This is a genomic window from Bradyrhizobium sp. CIR48, assembly GCF_014198315.1.
Classification (GTDB): domain Bacteria; phylum Pseudomonadota; class Alphaproteobacteria; order Rhizobiales; family Xanthobacteraceae; genus Bradyrhizobium.
Genome location: NZ_JACIHG010000001.1, coordinates 135,559 through 155,669, shown reverse-complemented (window position 1 = coordinate 155,669; position 20,111 = coordinate 135,559). Strand labels below are relative to the sequence as shown.

Here is a 20,111-nt window from a genome sequence, read left to right as displayed (position 1 = left end):
GGTTATGCCGCTCCCGCACCAAAAATCTTGCCGGGATTCATCAAGCCCTTCGGATCGAGCAATTTCTTGATATCGCGCATCAGCTCGATGTCGAGAGGATCGGCCACACGGGCAAGCCGGCCGCGATTGGTGATGCCGATGCCGTGCTCGGCACTGATCGCACCGCCCTGCGCTGCGGTCTCGTCGTCAACGATCTCGTTGATTTCAGCCACGAGCGCAGCGGTCGCCGCCGGGTCCTGGCAACGCGCGCGGTCGATCAGGGCGATGACGTGGATGTTGCCGTCGCCGATATGGCCATGCATCACGACCCGCGCGTGCGGCACCGCGGCGTTGATCCGGGCCTCGACATTCGTGACGAAGGCGGCCTGACGCTCAAGCGGCACCACGCTGTCATGCGACACGACATAGCCGCTGCGCTTGTTGCCTTCGGACACGCTGTGCCTGACAGCCCAGATCGCCTTGGCCTGTGCGAGGTTGGAGGCCAGGATCACGTCGTCGGCAAGGCCGGCCTCCATCGCATCCGCCAGCACCGTGGCGAGCGGCTCATCGAGGTCGACGCCGGCGAACGTGTCGGTCAGTTCGACGATCAGATACCACGGCGTCGTCAGCTCGAAGGGGATCGTGACATGCGGCACGGACTCTGCGATCGCCTCGATCTGCGCGCGCGACATGATCTCGAGGCTGCCGAGCCGGTCGCCGACCGCGCCGCGCAGGCGCTGCATGATCTCAAGCGCCTGCTCCACACCCTGCAATTTCAGCAGCGCCAGCGCCGAGCTGCGCGGCGGCGCGAACAGCTTCAACACCGCCGCGGTGACGATGCCGAGCGTCCCCTCCGCCCCGATGAAGAGCTGCTTCAGCGCATAACCCGTGTTGTCCTTACGCAGTGCGCGTAGGCCGTTGAAGATTCGCCCGTCGGGCAGCACGACCTCCAGCCCGAGCACGAGATCGCGCGTCGGCCCGTAACGCAGCACCGCCGTGCCGCCGGCATTCGTCGAGATATTGCCGCCGATCTGGCAGGAGCCTTCGGCACCCAGGCTCAAGGGAAAGTAGCGATCGACCTCGCGCGCCGCATTCTGCACCTCCGCGAGGATGCAGCCGGCCTCGACTGTGATCGTGTTGGCGAGCGGACTGACATCGCGCACGCCACGCATCCGGTCGAGCCGGATCACCACATTGCCGGCCCGATCGTCCGGCGTTGCCGCCCCGCACATGCCGGTGTTGCCGCCCTGCGGCACAATTGCGAGCTGCCGTGCCGCACAGAATTTGACGACTGCGGCGACCTCGGCGGTGGAGCCGGGCTTCACCACCGCAACCGCGCGGCCGTGATAACGCCCGCGCCAGTCCACCACATAAGGCTCCTGGTCGGGTCCGGACGCGATGATTTGCTCGTCGCCGACGATCGCGGCAAGCCCGGAAAGCGCGTCCTGGAAGGAGTCCGACATCGGATCGCCTCGTCGTCGCGCCGGCTACAAAGCGGCTGCGAATGCCGCAGCATTCGCGAGCAGCTCTTTCACCTGCTCGGGCGGCAACGACTCCAGCGGCGGTCGCAGGCGCTGCCATCCTGCGTGGCCAGTGCGCTCTGCCACCAATGTCTTCAGCGAGGCCATCTGCGGGAAGCGCGAGACCAGCTCGCGCGCTTTCACGATGCGCGCCTGCGCCGTCTTGAGCGCCGCGTCGTCGTCGCTATCGCGAAAATGCTTGTAGACATAGGCAAGGTCCCGCGCGACCAGATTGGAGGACGCCGTGATGCAGCCGGCGCCGCCCTTGCGCAGCAGCGGCAGCAGCAACGGATCGGCTCCGACCAGAACCGAAAAGCCGGGGAAGCGCTCGACCATCGCGGTCATGTTCGCGAAGTCACCGGAGGAATCCTTGATACCCACGAACGTTGCCGGATAAGCCGTTCGCAGCCGCTCGATCAGCGCATGCGAGATCGGCTGCGCCGACATCTGCGGGATGTGATAGAGCACGACCTTGAGCCTGGCATCGCCAATGCGCTGCACGATTTCGCTATAGGACGCGTAAACGCCGTCGTCCGTGACACCCTTGTAATAGAACGGCGGCAGCATCACGACGGTGTCGACGCCGACCGAGAGTGCGTGGCGCGTCAGGACAATGGTCTCGCTGAGCGCGGCCACGCCGGTGCCCGGCAGAAGACGTTGCGGCGCGATGCCGGCAGCCACCACCGCCTCGAGCAGCGCCATGCGCTCCGCCGCGGAGAAGGAGTTCGCCTCGCCCGTCGTGCCGAGCAGCGCGATACCGTCGCAGCCCTCATCGAGGAGATAGCGGCAATGCGCGATGAAGCGCGCATGATCGGGAGCGAGCTGGGCGTCGAGCGGGGTCAGCGCGGCGGAAAACACGCCATGAGGGTGCAGCGATGGTGTCGACAAACTTCCTCCGATCGTCAAATCAGTTGTTCGGAATGCGAACATTTGTTATTGGCTTGACCAGTCGTAAAATCAGCTTGCCGCCGCGTCAAGGGCGGTGGCTGTCATGGCAAGGCATTCGGGCATGGCCAAGGTCGAAAAGAAGGCCACAAAGCGCAAATCGGAATCGCCCCCGAAAAACCCCAAGAATCATGTGGCGTCCGTCGGCAAGGCCTTTGCCGTGCTCAAGAGTTTCAGCAGCGAGGCCTTCGAGCTCACCCTGAGTGAGATTGCCGCACGGGCCGATCTCGATCGCGGAACGGCGTTTCGGCTGATCCAGACCCTGACCGAACTCGGCTATCTCCAGGCGGTGCCGCAGAGCCGCCGGTTCCGCCTCGGCGTTGCCTGCCTCGACCTCGGTTACACCGTGCTATCGCATGGATCGTTGCGCCCAATGGTCGAGCCGTTGCTGCGCGATCTCGTGCCCGATGTCGGCGATGCGGCTTCGCTCGGCATCCTCGACGGCGGTGACGTGGTCTATCTCGCGCGCGTCGGCGCCGGCCTCGACCGCCACAAGATGGATCGCCGGCCCGGCACGCGCATTCCAGCCTACAGCGCCGCGCTCGGTCACGTCATGCTGGCGCATCTGGCGCGGGACGAGCAGATCGAGCGACTGGAATCGCGCCCTCGCGTCAAACTGTCGGAGCGGACGCTGACCGATCTCGATGCCTTGCTCGCCCGGCTCGATCAGGTGAAGAGAAAAGGCCATGCCGTCTCCGACGGCGAGAACGCCTATGGCCTGCGCACGCTGGCAACGCCGATCTTCGACGCCCAGGGCTCGGTGATCGGGGGATTGAGCATCACGGTCGATGCCATGCGCATGGACATGGCAGCCTTCCACGACCAGGCGCTGCCGCGGCTGATGGAGCTGACCAGCCAGGTACAGGATCTCGCGATCAAGTCGGGATTGACGAGCTGAGCGATCTCTTCGCGGGCGTGTCCCGTGCGACGTCACAGCTGACGATCTGCATTCGAAGATCATTGTGAAAACGCTTTCGCGACCTATATCGTCAAGGCTTCCTTCCGAAACCCGATTTCCCCTTGCGAAGAGCCGTGCTCATTTTCTTCCTGCTCCTGTTCGTGCCGATCGGCCTATCGGCCGCGCGGTACTATTGGCTTGGAGATAGCCGCGGCAATTGGCAGACGGCTGACCGTTCCAGCGCAGGCCTGCTGCCGCCGGCTTCTTCCCATCCCGATGCCCTGATCCGGGTTTATGCGGCCCGAACGGTCCGATGGCGAAGCATCTTCGCCGTCCACACGTGGATCGTCGTCAAGGAAAAGGATGCGACCAGCTACAGCCGATACGACTACACCGCCTGGGGCGAACCGATCCGGAGCAACGGCTTCGCCCCCGATGGAAGGTGGTTCGGCGCCCTGCCGAAAACCGTCGTCGCCGTAGATGGGTCACGGGCCGAGTTCCTCATTCCCAGGATTCGGACTGTGATCGAGACCTACAAGTTTCGAACCTACGGCGACTACAGCGCCTGGCCGGGACCGAATTCAAACACCTTCGTTCAAGCCGCTCTTGATGCCGTGCCGGAACTTCGCGCGGTTCTGCCGCCGACCGCGATCGGCAAGGATTATCCCTATTCCGGGGAATGGATTGGGCTGACCGCCTCGCGCACCGGCTTCTATGCCTCGCTCTTCGGCTATCTCGGCCTGACCCTCGGCTGGGTCGAAGGCCTCGAGATCAACTTCTTCGGCGCCGTGCTCGGCCTCGACATCCGCCGGCCCGCCGTCAAGCTGCCGGGCATCGGCCGCCTCGGTGTTGCCGCCGGTCTGTAGAGCCGGACGAGACCGCGACTGGCGATGTTTCGTCGCGACGGCTAGACCACGATGTGATCGAAGTCGGCGGCGATCCGGGTGTTCGGAAAGATCCTCGCCGCCTCGGCGAGAATCTCTTCGTCCTCATAGCGTCCCGACATATGGGTCAGCACGAGCTGCTTCACATTGCTCGCTGCCGCAAACGACGCCGCTTCTGCCGCGGTGAGATGGCCGTAATCCCGCGCGGTCGAGGCGTCACGATCGAGGAACGTTGCCTCGATCACCAGCATGTCGGCATCAACGACGTGTTGCGCCAGCCCCTCGGTGGTTTCGGTGTCGCCGATCACGACAAGTTTCCTGCCGCCGCTCGGCGGTCCCAGGACATCTTCCGGATCGATCGTTCGATCGCCGTCGATCACGACTGACCGGCCTGCGGCCAGCTCGCCGCGCAAGGGACCGTCGGGAACGCCCAGCGCCGCCAGCCGATCCGGCTGAAGGTGGCGACGAGCGGGGCTTTGGAAGACGAAGCCAAAACTGTCGGTGTCGCGGTGGCGGACCGGAAAGCAGTCGATGGTGAAGTCGCCGGCGTCGACGAACCGTCCTGCGGCCAACGAGGCGAACTCCACCGGAAGCGGCGCCCTGCCCGCACCCCACAAGCCGGCAAGCATCTGAATGACCGTCTCGAGCGTCGCTGGACCGCCATGAACCATCATCACCTCGGCGCTCTGCCGCAAGCGCAGCGTCGAGAACAGGCCGGGGATGCCGAGCACATGATCGAGATGCGCATGCGTCAGCAGAATGCGGTCGAGCCGTCGAAAACCTGCGCCACTGCGCAGTAACTGGCGCTGCGTGCCCTCGCCGCAATCGACCAGCATGCGATGTCCGGCGGCCTCGATCAGCAGGGCCGGATGGTTGCGCTCCGCGGAAGGAACGCTCGCCGAGGTGCCGAGGAATGTCAGGGCAAACATGGTCGTCGATGTCCAGCGACCGCCCCTCTCCGCGACGGTACGGTGAACGGTCTCACCGTCCCCAATGCCACGCGAGCAACAGCGCGTACAGCCCCATCGACGCGGCGTAGAGTGCGGCAAGAAGTGCGTAGCCCGCGATTTGGCGACTGATCGCCGCCTTCGGCGCGACCCACCAGTCGAGTGCCTTGAAGGCGGCGGGCACCAGCCACCAGCCGAGCAACTGGGTGCTGACGAGATTGCCGACGAACAGCGACAGCCAGATCGGCACGCCATGACTGTCGATCAGCGGTCGGCTGATGAAAGTGCCCCAGAGATAAACCACGGGATAGAGCACCAAGAGGACGATGAGGTTGCTCTTCCAGATCAGGGCCGGGCCCTGCTCCGGCGCCTGGGCTTTGCCGGCGGGAAACCAAAAATTGAAGCCGTAGCTTGCGCGCTTCACGTTCATGCCCGCGTTAAAGCGCTCGCCCTCCTTCAGCAGGGTCTGCCGGACGGGCGAGCCCAGCCATGCATTGAGGTTGGCATCGCTGTCGAACGACAGGATGACGATCCATTCGTCGCGCAAGCCCGGAATCGGCCGCTCGATCTTGTGGCGCAAGAACCCCTTGAACTCGGCCTCGGCAGCCTGGATGCGCTGCTGCCATTTCAGAAACGCGTCCTCGAGTCCATCCGGCACCTTGAAGGAGATGACGGCCGACACCGCGCTGTCGCGCTGGACGCCGGTGTCGGGCAGGATATGAACATCCTCCGAACCGACGAAGAAGCGCTGCACCTCTCCGATCAGCTTCGCCCGCACCTCGCTCTGGAGCCAGGCGCGCGCCGCGGCCGGGCTGGCGAAGCGCAGGATCGTCACCCAGTCGACATGCGCCGGCGGCTGTGGCGGCACCACCTCCTGCCCCAGGAAACCGGGCCAGGCCTTGAGCGCCTCGCCCACCTCGCCGTTCCATCGCGCGAACGCGGCAAAGCCCTCGTCAGCGATGCGACGCTGGATGACGAGGGCGACCGGCTTGCCGGCTGTATCCGGAGACGTGCTCATCGTCGCGGTCCGCTTCAGCTCTTCTTGTAGAGCCGCTTGCCCATCACCCAGGTCTCGTCGACGCAGCGATCGTCGCCGACCATCATCACCGCGAACAGCATGCTCGCGGCCTCGTCCATCGTGCGCGGGCCGGCGCCCTCGGCGATCAGCGATTGGTGCCACGCTTGGGCGATCTGCCCGCCGTTCGGATCAAGCGCGACGAAATCAGCTTCCTTGCCGGGCTCGAAATTGCCGAGCTTGTCGTCGATGTAGAGGCCCTCGGCGCCGCCGAGCGTGATCGACCAGAAGCCGCGATAGGGCGAGAGCTTGTTGCGCTCGGCTTCCGCAAGGTCCTTCCGCGTGGGATCGATGCTTCCGTCGAGCAGCGTGTTGTTGCACATGCCGACCTTGTAGGCGTCGTCGAGCACGGAGATCATCGAGAAGCGGTTGCCGCCGCCGACGTCGGTACCGAACGACATCTTCACGCGATGCTCGGGATCGGTGGCGCGGCCGAGGCGGAACAGACCGCTGCCGAGGAACAGGTTGGAACACGGGCAGAACACCACCGCCGCGCCCTTCTTCGACATGCGCCGGAATTCGTTGTTCGAGAGATAGACGCCGTGACCGCCTGAGAACTTCGGCCCGACCAGATCGAACTTCTCGTAGACGCCAAGATAGTCCTGGCAGTCCGGGTGCTCGACCAGCACGCCACTGCATTCAGCCGGGTTCTCGGAGATGTGGGTATTGACCCAGCAATCCGGATGCTCGTGCTTGAGGCGCTGGCAGGCCTTGAGCAATTCCGGTGAGGCGCCGAAGGCGAAGCGCGGCGTGATGGCGTAGAGGTTGCGGCCCTTGTTGTGATACTCTGCGATCAGCCGCTTGCTGTCGCGATAGAAATTCTCCGGGGTATCAATGAAGTCCGCCGGCGCGTTGCGATCGATGCCGGTGAGGCCCGCGATCACGCGCATGTTGCGGCGGGCCGCTTCCTCGAACAACTCCTCGGTTGAAACTGGCGAGGAGCTCGTGAAGGCCTGGCAGGTGGTGGTGCCGGAGGCCAGCAGCGCGTCGAGGAAACGCTTGACGCCCTCGCGCGCGTAGTTGCGATCCCGGTATTTGAACTCTTCCGGATAGACCCATTTCTGCAGCCACGGCAACAGCTGCTCGCCATAGGCCCCGAGCACGCGGGTCTGCGGCAGATGGATGTGGCCGTCGATGAAGCCGGGGACGATGATCCGGTCCTTGATACGGGTGATCTCAACGCCCGGATGGCGGGCGGCGATCGTCTCGTAAGGACCGAATGCCTTGATGACGCCGTCCGTGACGATCATGAGGCCGTCGTGATGAAAGCGCGCGGCGGCCTGCTCGTTGCCGACGTGCTTCCAGGGATCGTCGACGAAGTCGAAGAACGTGCCGCGAATACCGACCGTGGTCATGATTGGGTCCCTTCCTTAAGACTGTTTGGCTGGCGCACTGACGGCAAGGAGATCGCGAGCAGCGTGCCCGCGATGGCGCAGAGGCCGAGATAGAGCCATCCGATCGGCGCCTGCGTTGCTTCAGGCAACACCGCCGCGATCGCCATGGCGCCGCTCACGGCGAGATAGCAGAGCGCGCTGATGAGGCCGCCGATCAGGCCGTGGTCGCGTTCGAACAGGCCGAGCGCCATGCCGTACATCATCGGACACAGCACGCCGCAGCCGCCGAGCACCAGCGCGCCGCCGATCGTGATCGACGCGAAATCGAGACCGACGGCCATGCCTGTCACGGTCAGCACCGCGGAGCCGGCGAGAAACAGCGCGAAGGCGCCGAAGCCCAGCATGCGGGCCGGCATGAAGCGCGCAAAATGCGCGCAGCCGAGCTCGCCGGCGAGGTTGACCCCGCCGAGGCCGAGCGCGACGAGGCCGTAGATCGCCGCCGAGTAACCGAGGCCGGTCTGGTAGAAGAACGGTGCGACGACGCCGAATGCCAGCTGCGCGCTCGCGGCCGCAGCGAACACCAGCACGAAAGCCAGGAAGCCCGGACGGACCACCGCCTCGCGCAAGATACCCGCCGTGCGGCGCGGATCGAACGGCGCGCGCCGCTCGGCCGGCAACGTCTCGGGCAGAAGAAACACGACGATCGCAGCAACGATGACCGCAGCAATCGCAATGATGACGAAGACACCACGCCATGACGTCAACTCGACGATGAAGCCGCCGGCCGCGGGCGCTAGCACCGGCGCGAGTCCCCAGGCAGCGCCCAGCAGGCCGGAGATCGCGGTGAGCTCACGGCCGCGATAGCAATCGGCCGCAACCGCATAGGCGACGACGAGGCAGGTGCAGCCGCCGATCCCTTGCAGGAAACGCAAGCCGAGCAGCAGCGAGGCGCTGGTGGCGAGCGCGCAGGCGATGCTCATCGCGATCAGCACCGAAAGGCCTGCGAGCAGGACGTTGCGGCGGCCCAGCGTGTCGGAGGCGATGCCGACCGGCACCAGCGCCAGACTCATGCCGAGCATGTAGGCGGTGACGGTGTTCTGCATCGAGGCGGGATCGGCGGCGAGATCCACCACCATCTGCGGCAGGCCGGGCGTATAGGCATCGAGCGGAATTTGGCTAAACGGCACGACGCACAGCAGGATCGGCACGATCCCCCGCTTCGCGCAACCGGCGTCCGAAGCAAATGCGGTCATGAGCAACGCCCCTTTGATCTCCGCGGGCCCCATCTTTTCGTGCGCGCAATGAGACGCGACGATGCAGGTTGCGGGAACTTTGACGCGCGGGAGCGTGCCAGAACTGTGTGTAAGAATTCTTAGGAGCGCCCGTATCGATACGGCCTTTGACGGCTGATGCCCTGGCCCGGGGGACGCCCAAACAAAAAACGCGAAAACAACCCCATGCAAAGTACAAATCATTGAAGAATTTCGCACCGCACGTCGAAGGCCTGCCCGCGCGGACGTTTGACACGTCGGGCAAAGCAGGCGCTGACTCGCCTGATGGCCGATTGTGAATCCCGCCAGCGCGCCAGTCCGTTAACGGGTCGGAAGGCATAGCGTTTCGAAGCCCGGCCTCCGAACCGGTGCCCCCGGCAAGCAGATCTGGTGCCCGTTGCGCCGCCTCCTCATCCCCCTTTCAAAATCGCATGTTCGGTGCCCCGAACGATCTGCGGCGGAGATAGTGTGGATGCCGCGATGAGGTACATTGGAGTTCGTGATGACCGCAGATGCTGCTGACTTGAACTACGGCTCGATCAGAGCACTGGCGAGCGCCCTGCACGCGCGCAAGATATCTGCGTTGGAACTGCTCGAACACACGATCGCGCGCATCGAGGCACTCGACGGTCAGATCAACGCGGTCATCGTGCGCGATTTCGACCGCGCGAGAGCGGCGGCGCGCGCTGCCGATGCCGCGCTTGGCGGCGGCGAGCAACGGCCGTTGCTCGGCATCCCCGTGACCTTGAAAGAGCCCTTCAACGTCGCGGGCCTGCCGACGAATTGGGGCTTTCCGCATTTCAGGGATTTCCAGCCGGCGGAGGATGCCCTCGTCGTCTCGCGGTTGAAGGCGGCCGGCGCCATCGTCATCGGCAAGACCAATATCCCGATCGGCCTCAGGGATTTCCAGAGCTACAACGAGATCTACGGGACGACTAACAACCCGTGGGACCTCGGCCGGTCGCCCGGCGGCTCCTCCGGCGGATGCGGCGCGGCGCTGGCCGCAGGCTTCGGTCCGCTCTCGATCGGCTCGGATATCGGCGGCTCGATCCGGGTCCCCTCGCATTTCTGCGGCGTGTTCGGACACAAGCCGAGCCTCGGCCTGGTCCCGCTCCGCGGATACGGCCTGCCGCCGGCACCGCCCGTCCCCAGCCAGGGCGATCTCGCGGTCGTTGGACCGATGGCGCGTACAGCTTCGGACCTTGCACTGGCACTCGACGTGATCGCCGGCCCGGACGAGACGCGCGACGGGATCGGCTATCGGCTTGCGCTGCCCGCCCCGCGCCATGATCATCTCGGGGATTTCAGGATCCTCGTGGTCGACACGCACCCGTTGATGCCGACGGGCGAGGCCGTGCGTTCAGCCATTGGACGATTGGCCGAGCGGCTCGGCAGTTCGGGCGCGCAGGTGGGACGCTCGAGCACGCTGCTGCCCGATCTCGCCGAGTCTGCGCGGCTCTACATGAAGCTGCTCAACGCCGCGCGAAGCCCGCGCCTGACAGCGATCGCCCTCGCCAAGGCGCAAGAAGCTGCCGCCGCACTCTCCCCCGACGACCGCAGCCTGCAGGCCGAGCGCGCCCGCGGCTGGGGCATGATCCATCGCGAATGGCTCGCGACCGATGCGGCGCGCTTGCAGCTGCAACGACGGTGGCAGCAGCTATTCCGTGAGTTCGACGCCGTGATCTACCCGGCCGCCGCCGTGCCGGCCTTTCCGCATGACCATTCCGAACCGTTCGACGCACGGCAGCTCGACATCGATGGCAAGCTCTACAACTACTCCGATGCGTGCTTCATCTGGGCCGACCCCGCGTCGACCTGCGGTTTGCCGGCAACCGCCGTTCCGATCGAGCGCACAGCGACGGGTCTCCCGGTCGGCGTCCAGATCATCGGGCCCTATCTGGAGGATCGTACGACGATTGCGCTGGCCGACTTGATCGAACGCGAGTTCGGCGGCTTCGTGCCGCCGCCGGCGCTGTCTGCATAAGCTGCGGGATGACAGCCGCCGGCGCTTACGGCCATCACGCTCGGTCGGCCGACTGCGCCTCGACCGCCTGCACGGCGACGCTCGCCACCTGCCGCAGCGCTTCGCGATCTGCGCCCGAGGATGCCATCACGCCCATGCCGACCGCGACGGCCGAGACGTAGCGCGCGAGCGCGGCGGGATCGGCGCTCTCCTTGAGATCGCCATCGGCCTTGGCACGGACAAAACGGTCCCGGAGTTGGTCCTCGTTCTGGGCGCGGCGGGCGGCGAGCTCGAACGGGACGTTTTCGGAGCCGGTGCCGCAGGCGATGCCGCCCTGCACGAGCAGGCAGCCGGGCGGATTGGCGGGATCGGTCTGCTTCTCGGCGATGCCCATCAGCATCCGTTCGGCGACGTCGCGGGCGGTGGACGCGGCCACCACCTCGTCCATCCAGACGCCGCGCAGCTTGGTGTAGCGATCGAGCGCAGCCTTCAGCAGACCTTCCTTGTTGCCAAAACAGGCATAGAGGCTGGGCGGATTGATGCCCATGGCCTCGGTCAGCTGCGCGATCGTGGCGCCCTCATAGCCATGGCGCCAAAACACTTCCATCGCCTGGTCCAACGCCGTTTCGGCGTTGAATTCGCGGGGGCGTCCCATGCGCATGTGCCTGTCTCCTCGGAATCGGCGGCCTGTATCAGCTTAACGCCGGTCCTATCTATTTGTTCTGGCTTTCTTTTTCTTGTGTCTTTCAATCGTCGCGGTATCGGCGTACATTTTTCTTAGTGAATGGTACATAAGTATCTTGCACTGCGAGATCCAGCTCCACATCTGTAGTGAACACTACATATCTGGAGCGCGCAAATGCCCCCCTCCCAAAATACCTCCCGTGCCGGCCGCCTTCGCCGCCTTCTTGGCGGCGTCGCCATCGTGGGCGCCCTCGCCGTAGCCGGTACAATTGCGACCGGCCACTATCTTCGTTCCGCCCAGGCAACTGCAACGGCCGTCGCGGCTGAACAGGCGGTGCCCGTCACCGTCGCCATGATCGAGCCGCGGCAGACCGCGCTGTGGGACGATTTCTCCGGCCGGCTGGAAGCCATCCACCGTGTCGAGCTCCGCCCGCGCGTTGCCGGTGCGATCCTTTCCACCAACTTCACCGAAGGCGCGCTGGTGAAGGCTGGCGACGTGCTGTTCAAGATCGATCCGGCGCCTTACGCCGCCGAGGTCGACAAGGCCAACGCCCAACTCGAGGCCGCAAAGGCGCGCGTGGTATTCACCACCAGCGAGGTCGAACGCGGCGCGCAGCTGGTCGGCAACGCCGTCGTGACACGCCGCGATTTCGACCAGCGCGAGAACGCCAACCGCGAAGCGATCGCCAGCGTGAAGGCGGCCGAGGCAACGCTCCAGACTGCAAAGCTCAATCTCGACTACACCGAGGTGCGCGCGCCCGTGGACGGTCGCGTCGGCAAGATCGAGATCACCGTCGGCAATCTCGTCGCTGCGGGCACCGCCTCCCCGGTGCTGACCTCGCTGGTCTCGGTCAATCCGATCTATGCGTCATTCGATGCGGACGAAGAGGTCGTGCTGCGTGCGCTGAACTCGATCGCGGACGCCAAGGGCGGACGCGGCAAGCTCGACCAGATCCCGGTTGAGATGGCGACCTCCGGCGGCCTCTCGGCAAAAGGCCACATCCAGCTCATCGACAACCAGGTCAACGGCCAGAGCGGCACCATCCGGGTGCGTGCGGTGTTCCGGAACGAGGACGGGCGTCTGATCCCCGGCCAGTTCGCCCGCGTGCGCATGGGCCAGCCGAAGCAACAGACGCTGGTGATGATCGACGAGCGCGCGATCGGGACCGATCAGGACAAGAAGTTCGTGATGGCGGTCGGCGACGACAGCCGCGCGGTCTACCGTCCGATCACGCTCGGCAGCGCCGTCGACGGGCTTCGCATCGTCACCTCGGGCCTGAAGTCCGGCGATCGTATCGTCGTCAACGGCCTGCAGCGCGTGCGTCCCGGCGCCCTCCTCAAGACGGAGGTCGCAGCGATGGGCGCGCGTGGGCAGCAGGCTTCGAACCACAGCAACCAGGACGTCGTGCAACGCTAGTGTTCTCTGTCATTCCGGGGCGCGCGTAGCGCGAACCCGGAATCCAGCAGTTTGGAAACTCCGATCCATCTCACCTCCGAATTCCGGGTTCGCGCGCTGAGCGCGCGCCTCGGAATGACGGGGTGAGTTGGCGGAGACACGCAGGATATTGCCCAGGGGCAAAGCCATGAATCTCTCAAAGTTCTTCATCGATCGTCCAATTTTTGCCGGCGTGCTGTCGGTCCTGATTTTCCTTGCCGGCCTGATCTCGCTGTTCGCGATGCCGATCTCGGAATATCCGGACGTGGTGCCGCCCTCCGTCGTGGTGCGCGCCACCTATCCCGGCGCCAATCCCAAGGTGATCGCGGAGACGGTCGCGACCCCGATCGAGGAGCAGATCAACGGCGTCGAGAACATGCTTTACATGTCGAGCCAGGCGACCACCGACGGCGCGATGACGCTGACGGTGACGTTCCGGCTTGGCACCGACCCCGACAAGGCGACGCAGCTGGTGCAGAACCGCGTGCAGCAGGCCGAGCCGCGCCTGCCCGCCGTGGTGCGTCAGCTCGGCATCGTCACCAAGAAGTCCTCGCCCGACCTCACCATGGTCGTGCATCTGTTGTCGCCCAACGGCCGCTACGACATGACGTATTTGCGCAACTACGCGGTACTCAACGTCAAGGACCGGCTGGCGCGGATCGACGGCGTCGGCGACGTCCAGCTCTACGGCGCCGGCGACTATTCGATGCGGGTCTGGGTTGATCCGCAGAAGGCGGCCGAGCACGGCCTGACCGCGAGCGACATCGTCAAATCGATCCAGGCGCAGAACGTCGAGGCCGCCGCCGGAGTTGTCGGCTCCTCCCCGAACGTGCAGGGCATCGACCTGCAACTGTCCGTCAATGCGGAAGGCCGGCTGTCCAGCGAAGAGCAGTTCGGCGACATCGTGGTCAAGACCGGCACGCGCGGCGAGGTCGTGCGGCTGCGCGACGTCGCGCGGATCGAGCTCGGCGCCTCGCAATATGGCCTGCGCTCGCTGCTCGACAACAAGCAGGCGGTCGCGATTCCGATCTTCCAGGCGCCGGGCTCCAATGCGCTGCAGATTTCCGACAACGTCCGCGCCACCATGGCCGAGATCAAGAAGAACATGCCGGAAGGCGTGTCCTACCAGATCGTCTACGACCCCACCCAGTTCGTACGCTCCTCGATCGAGGCCGTCATCCACACGCTGCTCGAAGCGATCGCGCTGGTGGTGCTGGTGGTGATCCTGTTCCTCCAGACCTGGCGGGCCTCGATCATCCCGCTACTGGCCGTGCCGGTGTCAATCGTCGGCACGTTCGCGGTGATGCACGTGTTCGGCTTCTCCATCAACGCGCTCAGCCTGTTCGGCCTCGTACTCGCCATCGGCATCGTCGTCGACGACGCCATCGTCGTGGTCGAGAATGTCGAGCGCAACATCGAGGCCGGGCTGTCGCCGCGCGACGCCACCTATCAGGCCATGCGCGAGGTATCGGGTCCGATCATCGCCATCGCCATGGTGCTGATCGCGGTGTTCGTGCCGCTGGCCTTCATCTCCGGCCTCACCGGGCAGTTCTACAAGCAGTTCGCACTGACGATCGCGATCTCGACCGTGATCTCGGCGGTCAACTCGCTGACACTGTCGCCGGCGCTGTCAGCGCTGCTGCTCAAGGGCCACAACGAGCCGAAGGACCGGCTGACGCTCATCATGGAAAAGAGCCTTGGCTGGTTCTTCCGCGGCTTCAACAAGGCCTTCACGCGCTCCTCGGACAATTACAGCGGCACCGTCACCAAGGTGATCTCGGGCAAGGCCGCGGTGATGGGGCTCTACGTGGTCCTGGTCGGCCTCACCGCCCTCTTGTTCCAGCAGGTGCCGAGCGGCTTCGTGCCGGGCCAGGACAAGCAATATCTGGTCGGCTTTGCGCGCCTGCCCGATGGCGCAACGCTCGACCGCACCGAAGAGGTCATCCGCAAGATGAGCGACGTCGCGCTGACCCAGCCTGGCGTCGAGAGCTCCGTGGCCTTCCCTGGCCTGTCGATCTCCGGATTCACCAACTCGTCCAATGCCGGCATCGTGTTCTCGACGCTGAAGCCATTCGACGAGCGCAAGGGCCCGGCCCTGAGCGGGAATGCCATCGCGGCCGACCTGAACAAGAAATATGCCGGCATCCAGGAGGCCTTCATCGCCATGTTCCCGCCGCCGCCGGTCAACGGCCTCGGCACCATCGGCGGCTTCAAGCTCCAGATCGAGGACCGTGCCGGCCTCGGCTATGAGGCGCTGAACGAAGCGACGAAAGCGTTCATGGCGGCGATGCAGAAGGCGCCGGAGATCGCCGGCGTGTTCTCGAGCTTCCAGGTCAACGTGCCCCAGCTCTTCGCCGACATCGACCGCACCAAGGCGCTGCAGCTTGGCGTGCCGGTGACTGAGGTGTTCAACACGCTGCAGATTTATCTGGGGTCCTACTACGTCAACGACTTCAACAAGTTCGGCCGCACCTATTCGGTCTATGTGCAGGCCGACGCGCCGTTCCGTGCACGCGCCGATGACATCAGGCAGTTGAAGGTGCGCTCGTCCTCGGGCGACATGGTGCCGTTGTCGGCGCTGCTCAATATCCGCCAGAGCGCGGGACCGGAGCGCGCGATCCGCTACAACGGATTCCTGTCGTCCGACATCAACGCCGCCGCCGCGCCCGGCTTCTCGTCGGGCCAAGCGCAGGAGGCAGCAACCCGGATCGCGGCGGAGACGTTGCCACCCGGCTTTGCCTTCGAGTGGACCGACCTGACCTATCAGGAGTTCATCGCGGGCAATTCCGGTCTCTGGGTGTTTCCGCTGGCGATCCTGCTGGTGTTCCTGGTGCTGGCCGCGCTCTACGAGAGCCTGACCCTGCCGCTTTCGATCATCATGATCGTGCCGATGGGCCTGCTTGCCGCCATGTTCGGCGTCTGGATCTCCAAGGGCGACAACAACGTCTTCACCCAGATCGGCCTGATCGTTCTCGTGGGACTCTCGGCCAAGAACGCGATCCTGATCGTCGAGTTCGCGCGTGAGCTCGAATTCGCCGGGCGCACGCCGATCCGCGCCGCGATCGAGGCGAGCCGCTTAAGGCTTCGCCCGATCCTGATGACGTCGATGGCCTTCATCATGGGCGTGCTGCCGCTGGTGCTGTCGACCGGCGCGGGCTCGGAGATGCGGCGAGCCATGGGCGTGGCCGTGTTCTCCGGCATGATCGGCGTCACCGTTTTCGGCCTGTTCCTGACGCCGGTGTTCTATGTGCTGCTGCGGACCGTGACCGGTAACAAGCCGCTGGTGCATCACGGCAGCGACATCAGCGCGGCGCCGGTCCAGGGACTTCACGAAGTCCAAGGACACTAGATCAGGGATATCCCCGACACGAGCAACAGAACGAGCACGGTCTTGCGAAAGACCGTCTCGTTGACCCGGTGGAAAGCGATCACGCCGAGCGCCGAGCCGGCGAACAACGCCGGCAGGCTGACGGCAAGGTCGACGAAGACCTTTGACGACAGGTCCTGATGCCCGACCAGCAGCGCGATGGCAAATAGCTGCATTGCCGCGATGAAGGGCTGCACCAGGCCGCGCTGCTCGCTCTTGGGCATGCCGCGCATGTCGCACCAGATCGTCGGGATCGCGCCCGGCATCGCGGTGAGCCCGCCGACGAGCCCTCCCCCAAATCCGATCAGCGCCACCCAGTGCCGGCCGACCGCCTCGCCTGCCGTCACCAGCGTCGGCCGCAGCAGCATATAGGCCGCATAGAGCGCGACGATGATGCCGAAGCCGCGCCTGAGCAGATGCGTATCCGCGCTCTGCAACAGCGACACCGCGATGGGCACACCGATCAATCCGCCGACGATCAGCAGCAGACTGCCTTCCCAGCGGATGCTGCGCCGGAGCGCCCACAGATTGGTCGCCTGCACGCCGATGCTGCACGCCATCATCAGCGGCACGGCTTCGAGCGGCTGAAACACCCGCAGCAGGATCGCGCCCGCGACGGCCGAAAACGCGAAACCCGAGAGTCCTGATACGAAGGCGCCGGCGAAGACGGCAACGCTAAGCAGAATCAGAGTCGTGACGTCAGGCACGGACCGTCCTCCGGTCAATCATAGGGGATCTGCGGAACGACAGCATCCGGGTTCTCGGTGCAGGCGGCCGCCTCGCGCTGAAACGACATTTGCATCGCATGAGCGTGGGATCGTTCCAGAAGCGCCAGCCCGACCAGCTGAAGAGCGACGAGCGCCCCGGTCAGCGCGATCGCGACGATGTTGAAATTACGCGCGCTCGTAGGCGGGCTCGCCGGCGGCGCGCTCGCGCGCATCAAATCCGTGGGCATTTCCTGAAACATCCTCTTGCTTGCTGACCGGAATGATTTCGTTCAAAGGCAATGTTTCGCCGGGCTGGGACAGCAAGTGGTGATAGCGTTGCAATGCGCGTTGCGCGTCGATCTTGCGCTGCTCACGGAAAACGGCGCCGACGCGAGCGACGATGTCGCGGAACCTATCGGCCATCGCAAGTGACGTCCTTCGCATGACGACCTCCTCTCAACCTGTGCGCGAGAATGGTGAGATTCACCCAGCCTGCTGTGAGTTGCTTCACAAAGAAGCCTGATACGTCGAACAAGAAATCGTGTGACGCGTCTGTAGAAGGAAACGCAAAAAAACGCGTCATTCGATCGAATGACGCGCGATAACTTTCTAATGATGTCTCTGTTTGAACCTGTCGGCGTGCTACAGCGAAGAGCCCGCGACGCGCATGCCTGTCAGTGCAGAAGCGGATTGGAGAATCCCGCCGCAAGCTTGACCAGATCGGCCTGACGGGACACGCCGGTCTTGGCGAAGACACGATGCAGATGCGTCTTCACCGTGGTCTCGGCGATCCCGAGGGCGGCCGCGGTCTCCGGCACACCGCCGACCTCGACGATCGATTGCAGAACCCTCAGTTCCGCGGGCGTCAGTTCGAACGTGCGGTCGATCAGGCCGGCACATGAGCGGCTGTCGAGTTCCGCCTTCCAGACCAGCAAGGCTCCAACGGCTGAGGTGCGCTCGGCCGCGCCATCACGCAGCAGCGAGGGCAGCGCAATCACGTGCGCGACGTAGTGCGAACCGTCGTGCGACGTCAGAGGGATCTTTCGACCTTCGGCCGCAGCCAGAGCCACCTCTCCCGGATCGCGGAAGATATTGCGGAGGGCCAGATTGGCCTCGGAGGATCTCGTCACCAGCCGGCCCGAGATGGAGCGCAGGACATCGTCTGCGGCCAGGATCGTCTCGGCCGCCGGATTGCTGTGGACGATCCGACAGGCTGCATCGAGCAGGATGACGCCGGCATTCAGGCGATCCACGACGTCGGCCAGTGCGGTCGCGCGTTGCTGCTTCCGCTCGATCGCGCGGTTGATCATCAGCGCCCGGCTCGCATGCGGGACCAGGAACTGCATTCGCGCGCGCTGCTCGGCATCGAGCATCTCCCTGCCCGGGATGACGGTCAGCAACATCGGGCACGGCGACTTCGATTGCTCCAGCACCACGTTGGCGACGTCGACGCAGCCCTGGGGCTGCAGCCATTCCTGGTAGAATCGCCCGCGGCGGTACTCGTCGAAATTCACGAGGTCCGGGATGTTGCGCACCTCGCCATACCCAGGAAGCCGGGCGAGTGGATCGTACCGGGAGTAGGTTTCTGAATAGAGCTGGATGTAGTGCGGATCGACCCCGCAATAATAATGGGTCGCTCCGGACTTGCTGACCGTATCCTTCGAAATCAGGCCGCAGGCCTGGCTGCCGATGAAGGCATTGAGCATGACGACGACCTCGGTCCACAACTCAGGGTGGAGCCCGGCATCATAGATGCTCTCGATCAGCTCGGAATGTCTTGGAAGTCGGGGCATCGGAAGAGCCAATGGTCAAATTCGAAGATTTGCGGATTTCTTCGTGCCCGGCGGCTCCTGTGAGTCTGTCGCGGGAGAAAAAGGTTCAACGCCGACGGCGATCTTCAGTGGACGAGCGGATTTGCAAAACCCGCGGCGAGCTTGACGAGATCGGCCTGCCGGGACACGCCAGTCTTGGCAAAGACGCGATGCAGATGCGTTTTCGCCGTCGTCTCTGCGATACCGAGCGCTGCTGCCGTCTCGGGAATGCCGCCGACGTCGACGATCGACAGGAACACACGGAGCTCCGCCGGCGTCAGCTCGAAAGTCCGCGCGATCAATTCGCCACAGGACTGTCCGCCGAGCGATACCTTGCGCACAAGCAGCGCACCGGCGGCGTCGGCCACGCGCTCGCTGCCGTTGCGCAGCAAGGACAACAACGGCAGCATGTGAGCGACGTAACGCTCGCCGGTGGCGGACAACAGTGGAATCGCATGGCCGCCTGCGGCACGCACTGCACCGTCGCGATGGTCCGCAAACGCCTTGCGAAGGGTCTGATTGGCTTCAGCGCTGCCGGTCACGAGTTGCCCGGCAACGGACCGGACCACGTCATCGGCCGCGAGCAGGATCTGACCGGCCGAATTCGCATGCACCAGACGGCAGAAGCCATCGAGCAGGAAGATCCCGACCGTCAAACTGTCGAGGACATCAGCCAGTGCCGTCGCCAGCGTCAATTGCGCGGTCATGGCGCGGTTGATCAGCAGCGCGCGGCTGGCGTGCGGCACCAGCAGCGAGAGGCGCTGCTTCATGCCCCGATCGACCATGCGGCGGCCCGACAGCACGGTCATCATCACCGGGCAGCTCGCATTCGATATCTCGAGCACGACATTGGCCGCATCGCTGCACCCCTGCGGCTGCATCCATTCCTGGTAGAAGCGCCCGCGCCGGTACTCTTCGAAATTGACGAGATCCGGAATGCTCACAATCTTGCCGTGTGGCGGCAGCACCGTCAGCGGATCGAACTTCGAATGGGTCTCGGCATAGAGCTGGATGTAGTGCGGGTCCGCTCCGCAATAGTAATGCGTGACACCGGATTTGCTGATCGAATCCTTCGAGAACAGCCCGCAGGCCTGGCCGCCGACGAAATCCCGGATGCCGGCCACCGCGTTATTCCACAGCGAGGGATCGAGCCCGGCATCGTAGATGGACTCGACGAGATCTGGCAGCTTTTGCGATCCGTGCATGGCTCAAAATGGCACTGAATGATCAATGCCGGCGAGCCTAACACAACCGTAGCATGCGACATCCTCCGATCGGAGGAGGCGCCGGC

At 64.7% G+C, this 20,111-nt stretch carries 16 protein-coding genes; 5 read left to right on the top strand and 11 right to left on the bottom strand.

Going from position 1 to position 20,111, the window contains the following annotated elements; translation table 11 throughout:
- Positions 1 to 2 precede the first annotated feature (2 nt).
- Both GGD66_RS00760 and GGD66_RS00755 read right to left on the bottom strand, forming a co-directional pair.
- Entirely contained in the window at positions 3 to 1,442 is a 1,440-nt protein-coding gene (locus tag GGD66_RS00760; RefSeq protein WP_183256626.1) for an FAD-binding oxidoreductase, read from the bottom strand.
- A gap of 24 nt (positions 1,443 to 1,466) precedes the next feature.
- A complete protein-coding gene (locus tag GGD66_RS00755) occupies positions 1,467 to 2,387 on the bottom strand; it encodes a dihydrodipicolinate synthase family protein (protein ID WP_177236923.1) in 921 nt (306 codons plus the stop codon).
- 103 nt (positions 2,388 to 2,490) lie between these two features.
- Between GGD66_RS00755 and GGD66_RS00750 the strand changes: the two genes are divergently transcribed.
- Together GGD66_RS00750 and GGD66_RS00745 are read left to right on the top strand one after the other, a co-directional pair.
- Complete coding sequence (locus tag GGD66_RS00750; RefSeq protein ID WP_246788750.1) at positions 2,491 to 3,342, top strand: IclR family transcriptional regulator; 852 nt, start codon at positions 2,491 to 2,493, stop codon at positions 3,340 to 3,342.
- A 134-nt stretch (positions 3,343 to 3,476) separates the two neighbouring features.
- Positions 3,477 to 4,208: a DUF3750 domain-containing protein gene (locus GGD66_RS00745; RefSeq protein ID WP_183256625.1), complete on the top strand. Its 732-nt coding sequence runs from the start codon at positions 3,477 to 3,479 to the stop codon at positions 4,206 to 4,208.
- A gap of 41 nt (positions 4,209 to 4,249) precedes the next feature.
- On the opposite strand, the gene rnz is transcribed toward GGD66_RS00745, so the two are convergent.
- From rnz to GGD66_RS00725, 4 genes are read right to left on the bottom strand one after another with little or no spacing between them, the layout of a single operon-like run.
- Positions 4,250 to 5,155, bottom strand: a complete 906-nt coding sequence (rnz, locus tag GGD66_RS00740) for a ribonuclease Z (protein WP_183256624.1) — start codon at positions 5,153 to 5,155, stop codon at positions 4,250 to 4,252.
- A 52-nt stretch (positions 5,156 to 5,207) separates the two neighbouring features.
- Positions 5,208 to 6,191, bottom strand: coding sequence for an antibiotic biosynthesis monooxygenase (locus tag GGD66_RS00735; protein WP_183256623.1), 984 nt, complete (start codon positions 6,189 to 6,191; stop codon positions 5,208 to 5,210).
- 14 nt (positions 6,192 to 6,205) lie between these two features.
- Positions 6,206 to 7,603, bottom strand: coding sequence for a guanine deaminase (guaD, locus tag GGD66_RS00730; protein WP_183256622.1), 1,398 nt, complete (start codon positions 7,601 to 7,603; stop codon positions 6,206 to 6,208).
- Positions 7,600 to 8,835, bottom strand: a complete 1,236-nt coding sequence (locus tag GGD66_RS00725) for a multidrug effflux MFS transporter (RefSeq protein ID WP_183256621.1) — start codon at positions 8,833 to 8,835, stop codon at positions 7,600 to 7,602. The genes guaD and GGD66_RS00725 overlap by 4 nt, the downstream gene beginning before the upstream one ends.
- Positions 8,836 to 9,355: 520 nt before the next feature.
- Between GGD66_RS00725 and GGD66_RS00720 the strand changes: the two genes are divergently transcribed.
- Positions 9,356 to 10,837 (top strand): amidase, encoded by a 1,482-nt coding sequence (locus tag GGD66_RS00720; RefSeq protein ID WP_183256620.1) that lies wholly within the window; start codon positions 9,356 to 9,358, stop codon positions 10,835 to 10,837.
- Between the two features lie 34 nt (positions 10,838 to 10,871).
- Here the strand turns inward: GGD66_RS00720 and GGD66_RS00715 are convergent, their stop codons facing one another.
- Positions 10,872 to 11,477: a TetR/AcrR family transcriptional regulator gene (locus GGD66_RS00715; protein WP_092252553.1), complete on the bottom strand. Its 606-nt coding sequence runs from the start codon at positions 11,475 to 11,477 to the stop codon at positions 10,872 to 10,874.
- 198 nt (positions 11,478 to 11,675) lie between these two features.
- On the opposite strand from GGD66_RS00715, the gene GGD66_RS00710 reads away from it, so the two are divergent.
- The gene (locus tag GGD66_RS00710) at positions 11,676 to 12,917 is read left to right on the top strand and encodes an efflux RND transporter periplasmic adaptor subunit (protein ID WP_092252551.1); all 1,242 of its coding nucleotides are present in this window, start codon (positions 11,676 to 11,678) and stop codon (positions 12,915 to 12,917) included.
- A 166-nt stretch (positions 12,918 to 13,083) separates the two neighbouring features.
- Positions 13,084 to 16,284, top strand: coding sequence for an efflux RND transporter permease subunit (locus GGD66_RS00705; RefSeq protein ID WP_183256619.1), 3,201 nt, complete (start codon positions 13,084 to 13,086; stop codon positions 16,282 to 16,284).
- On the opposite strand, the gene GGD66_RS00700 is transcribed toward GGD66_RS00705, so the two are convergent.
- The 4 genes from GGD66_RS00700 to GGD66_RS00685 form a co-directional block, all read right to left on the bottom strand.
- Positions 16,281 to 17,009, bottom strand: coding sequence for a sulfite exporter TauE/SafE family protein (locus tag GGD66_RS00700; RefSeq protein WP_018319795.1), 729 nt, complete (start codon positions 17,007 to 17,009; stop codon positions 16,281 to 16,283). The genes GGD66_RS00705 and GGD66_RS00700 overlap by 4 nt on opposite strands.
- A gap of 186 nt (positions 17,010 to 17,195) precedes the next feature.
- Positions 17,196 to 17,432 (bottom strand): hypothetical protein, encoded by a 237-nt coding sequence (locus GGD66_RS00695; protein ID WP_246788749.1) that lies wholly within the window; start codon positions 17,430 to 17,432, stop codon positions 17,196 to 17,198.
- Positions 17,433 to 17,683: 251 nt separating this feature from the next.
- Positions 17,684 to 18,802, bottom strand: a complete 1,119-nt coding sequence (locus GGD66_RS00690) for a helix-turn-helix transcriptional regulator (RefSeq protein WP_179730883.1) — start codon at positions 18,800 to 18,802, stop codon at positions 17,684 to 17,686.
- A 104-nt stretch (positions 18,803 to 18,906) separates the two neighbouring features.
- Positions 18,907 to 20,025 carry a helix-turn-helix transcriptional regulator gene (locus tag GGD66_RS00685; protein ID WP_183256617.1) on the bottom strand — a complete coding sequence of 373 codons (1,119 nt, stop codon included), beginning with the start codon at positions 20,023 to 20,025 and terminating at the stop codon, positions 18,907 to 18,909.
- Positions 20,026 to 20,111: the final 86 nt, after the last annotated feature.